A 3,223-nucleotide genomic window follows, 5' to 3' on the forward strand; every position below is an offset into this window, starting at 1 on the left:
GCCGGCGCCGAGCGTAAAACCTTCGCTCAACACTTCGATGATGCCACGGCGCCAGCCGTTGACGCGGAAGCGCCGCGAGAAGATCGTCGCCGATTCCCAGAACTGGCGCGCCTTGAAGCCGATCTCGTAGAGCGAGGAATCGATCCACGCGTCGAGCGCCAGCAGCCGGGCGGCGATCGGACCTCTTCTCTTGCGCGGTTCGGGACTGGCCATTCGGAATCCGGCTAGCAATTGCACGACCTGAGTACCGCAAACCGGCAATTTCAGGGCGATGCATTCCGCAAGACTATTCCTCCATTTTTCCAGCACTCACAAGGGCAGCGAAGACACAGTATCGGGTTTGTTGCTGAGGGGCGAGCCGGCTCAGGCCGGTTCGCGCTTCAGCGCCTGCGCCATGCAGTGGATGCCGCCGCCGGTCTTCGAAATCTCGCTCATGTCGACGGCCGCGACCTCGAAACCGCGGGCCTTGAGCTGGCCGATCAGCGACTGGCTGGAGGTCGGCGCGATCACCCGGTCCTTGCCCAGCGACATGAAGTTGCAGCCGAGCGCCATCGTGTCCTGGAACGGCACGTCGATGATCTCGTGGCCTTTGCCCTTCAGCCAGTCGACAATGCCGGGCTCGGTGCAGGCAAGGCAGACGGCGGTCAGTTTTTCGGCGATCGGCACCACCATCAGGTCGATATGGACGTAATATTCGTCGATGAAGGCGATGCGGGTTTCCCAGCCTTCCTTGTCGAACCAGGCCTGCACCTGGCGCGCACCTTCCTCCTGCGTGCGCGCGCCGCCGCAGCCTATCAGCACGACGCCATCCTCGATGACGTTGAAGTCGCCGCCCTCGAACGTACCAGCCGTGACCATGTCGTAGATCGGGATGCCGAGTTTTTCATAGGTGCGGATCGCGGCATAGTTCTCGCCGCGCCGCCACCAGTTGGCCATGGCGGTGATGAAGGCGCCGTAGGGCGTCATGACGCTGGAATCGCGGGAATAGACCTGCATCGGCAGCTCGGGCGTCGGCTCGTGCCAGTGGATGTTGACGCCGAAATGCTCGTAGGCGGCGACCAGGTCCTTGTGCTGTGCTTGTGCGATCTGCACGTTGCAGGGCGCCTCGCGCAGGTGCTTGCGCGACAGCGAGCTGGTCGACAGATGACGCAGGAAATTGGGCGAGCCGAGCAGGACGTCGGTCAGCACGTCGGTCTCGTTGGCAAAACCCCAGGCGGTCAGCGGCTTGGTGCCGCCGGCGGGGTTGCGGCGCTGCAGCGAAAACGGCTCGGCGACAATGCGGTCATGAACGGTCATGGGATGCTCCTCGTGAGGTGACTTGGGGGTGTCTGATTGCTCGGTATCCACCAGTCGCGTCCACGCGGGGTGGTGACATATTCTGGCCAGCGAAACCCGATCGGCGGCTCGTAGTCGCAAAGCGGTGCGATCCAGTTCGAACCGCCGATGCCGCCGCCGGTGCGGGTAACGAACTCGTCCATCGCCGCCTCGCGGGCAGTCTGGTCTTCCAGCAGGCGAAGGGCGGCAAGCGCAATCGTGCGGGAGGCGCAGGCCACCATCGGGTCGATCGTGGCCGAAATACCGCCCAGCGCATTCATCACCCAGGCTGGATAGGGATAGCCGGTCTCCGAACGCAGCGCCGGGCGGGCGACATAGAAGCGCGCCGTCGGCGTATGCCAGCTCATGTCGGTGTAATCGTCGGAGGTCGAATTGACCTGCGAGGGCGGCAGGTCGCGGCGCAGGATCGCTTCCGCCGCCTGCGGCTCGATCAGGCGCTCCAGCTCTTCGATGAACGGCTCGTCGCTCGCCATGCGCCCGGCATTGACCTGCATTTCGCGCGCGACTGCCTTGGCGTCTTCGTCCCAGCGCGGCGGCCCGACCGCCGACAGCGCTTCATAGGCGATCTCGGCCATGGCATGATTGGCAAGTCCCGGTCGTGACTTCGACACCCAATGCCGCTCGGTGCGGCAATCACTCATCGCTGCCGCCGCCTCGGCATTGCGGTCGAGCACCGCGGTGACCTGCTCGGCCATGGCAAGCGTCGGCACGCGGATCATGTACTGAATCTCGGCCAGCCCCGCCGGCAAATTGTCGGCGGTCGCTTGCCCCGCCGTCAGGATCGCCTCGCTGATCGACCAGCCGCCCTGGTGAGGCAGCATGGAATCGCGCAGAGCCTTGGAGGCCATGTACATCATCATCAATGCGTCGTTGGCGCCGGGCGCGCGCGCCGCCGAATGTGCTTGCGGAATGGGTGCAGCACCCGCAGCCAGCGCCCAGCGCTCCGGTTGGTCGCAGATGAAGCGATAGATCATCGCGTAGGCCGCGCCGCAATGCGTGTCCCAGCGCGCCGTGTTGCAGAGCGGCAGCATGTAGAACGGATGAAAGGAGATCATGCCGGCAAGGCCGTCATAATAGCCCTTGGCGGCATGGATCGGCTTTGACCCACGCACCTTTTCCGCCGGCTCGCCGGTGAAGCGCAGCGTGCCTGATATGCCGTGGCGCTGCATCGCGGCCTTGGTCGCCAGCAGCCCGCCGAGGCTCGAAATACCCAGCCCGGAATGCGGGTCGGTGTGGCCGCCGGCCTGGTTGCCAAGTCCCCGGCGCGGACGCTCGACCGTAGCGGCATCCTGGCAATTGCCCGGCACCGCGTCGTATTCGGCGTACATGCCGATGGTCGGGCCGGGGCCGTTGGTCCAATGTGCGCAGAAGGCGGTCGGCATGCCGCCGGAGCCTTCTTCGACAGAAAAGCCTTCGAGTTTCAGTCGCTCGACATACCAGGCGGCGGATTGATATTCCCGCCACGCGGTCTCGCCGTAATCGAAGATGATGCGTGTCCACGCGGACAACAACGGCTGGATGCCGTCGAGACAGGCAAGGGCGGTTGCTTGCGCCGAGGTGGCCACCGGTTTCTCCATGGCATGAGAAGAAAGCAGTGAAGCGGTTCGCTAAAAAGTGATATGTTTTCCCGGTTCGTGCAAATTCGGTTCACCTGAGGTTCCTTGCGTATACCATCCACACAAGCGCTGCGTGCGCTCGACAGCTTCGCCCGCCATGGCAGCGTCTGGCGCGCCGCCGACGAGTTGCACCTGACCCGCAGCGCCGTGAGCCATCAGCTTCGTCTGCTGGAGCGCGATCTCGGCTTCGACCTGCTCGAACGCATCGGCAAGGGCGTGGCGCTGACGCCGCGCGGCCAGCGCTATGCCAGCGACGTGCGCAAGGCGCTCAC

4 protein-coding genes are annotated in these 3,223 nt (G+C 64.6%); 1 reads left to right on the forward strand and 3 read right to left on the reverse strand.

Going from position 1 to position 3,223, the window contains the following annotated elements; all coding sequences use genetic code 11:
- The 3 genes from EN879_RS29420 to EN879_RS29430 form a co-directional block, all read right to left on the reverse strand.
- Positions 1 to 213 (reverse strand): hypothetical protein (locus tag EN879_RS29420; RefSeq protein ID WP_164774650.1); only part of this gene is annotated, 213 nt, incomplete at its 3' end.
- 150 nt (positions 214 to 363) lie between these two features.
- Entirely contained in the window at positions 364 to 1,296 is a 933-nt protein-coding gene (locus tag EN879_RS29425; protein WP_013532649.1) for a dimethylarginine dimethylaminohydrolase family protein, read from the reverse strand.
- On the reverse strand, positions 1,293 to 2,912 hold the full coding sequence (locus EN879_RS29430) for a hypothetical protein (protein WP_063167697.1): 1,620 nt from the start codon (positions 2,910 to 2,912) through the stop codon (positions 1,293 to 1,295). Before EN879_RS29430 ends, EN879_RS29425 begins: the two co-directional genes overlap by 4 nt.
- An 84-nt stretch (positions 2,913 to 2,996) precedes the next feature.
- Between EN879_RS29430 and EN879_RS29435 the strand changes: the two genes are divergently transcribed.
- A partial coding sequence (locus tag EN879_RS29435; protein WP_127274426.1) for a LysR family transcriptional regulator occupies positions 2,997 to 3,223 on the forward strand: 227 nt, incomplete at its 3' end.

Source organism: Mesorhizobium sp. M7A.F.Ca.AU.002.02.1.1, from assembly GCF_003998535.1.
In the GTDB taxonomy this organism is placed as follows: domain Bacteria; phylum Pseudomonadota; class Alphaproteobacteria; order Rhizobiales; family Rhizobiaceae; genus Mesorhizobium; species Mesorhizobium ciceri.

Bases quoted from the DNA above. Each gene is read 5' to 3' on its own strand.
- EN879_RS29425 (WP_013532649.1), bottom strand. From the start codon at position 1,296: ATGACCGTTCATGACCGCATTGTCGCCGAGCCGTTTTCGCTGCAGCGC.
- EN879_RS29430 (WP_063167697.1), bottom strand. From the start codon at position 2,912: ATGGAGAAACCGGTGGCCACCTCGGCGCAAGCAACCGCCCTTGCCTGT.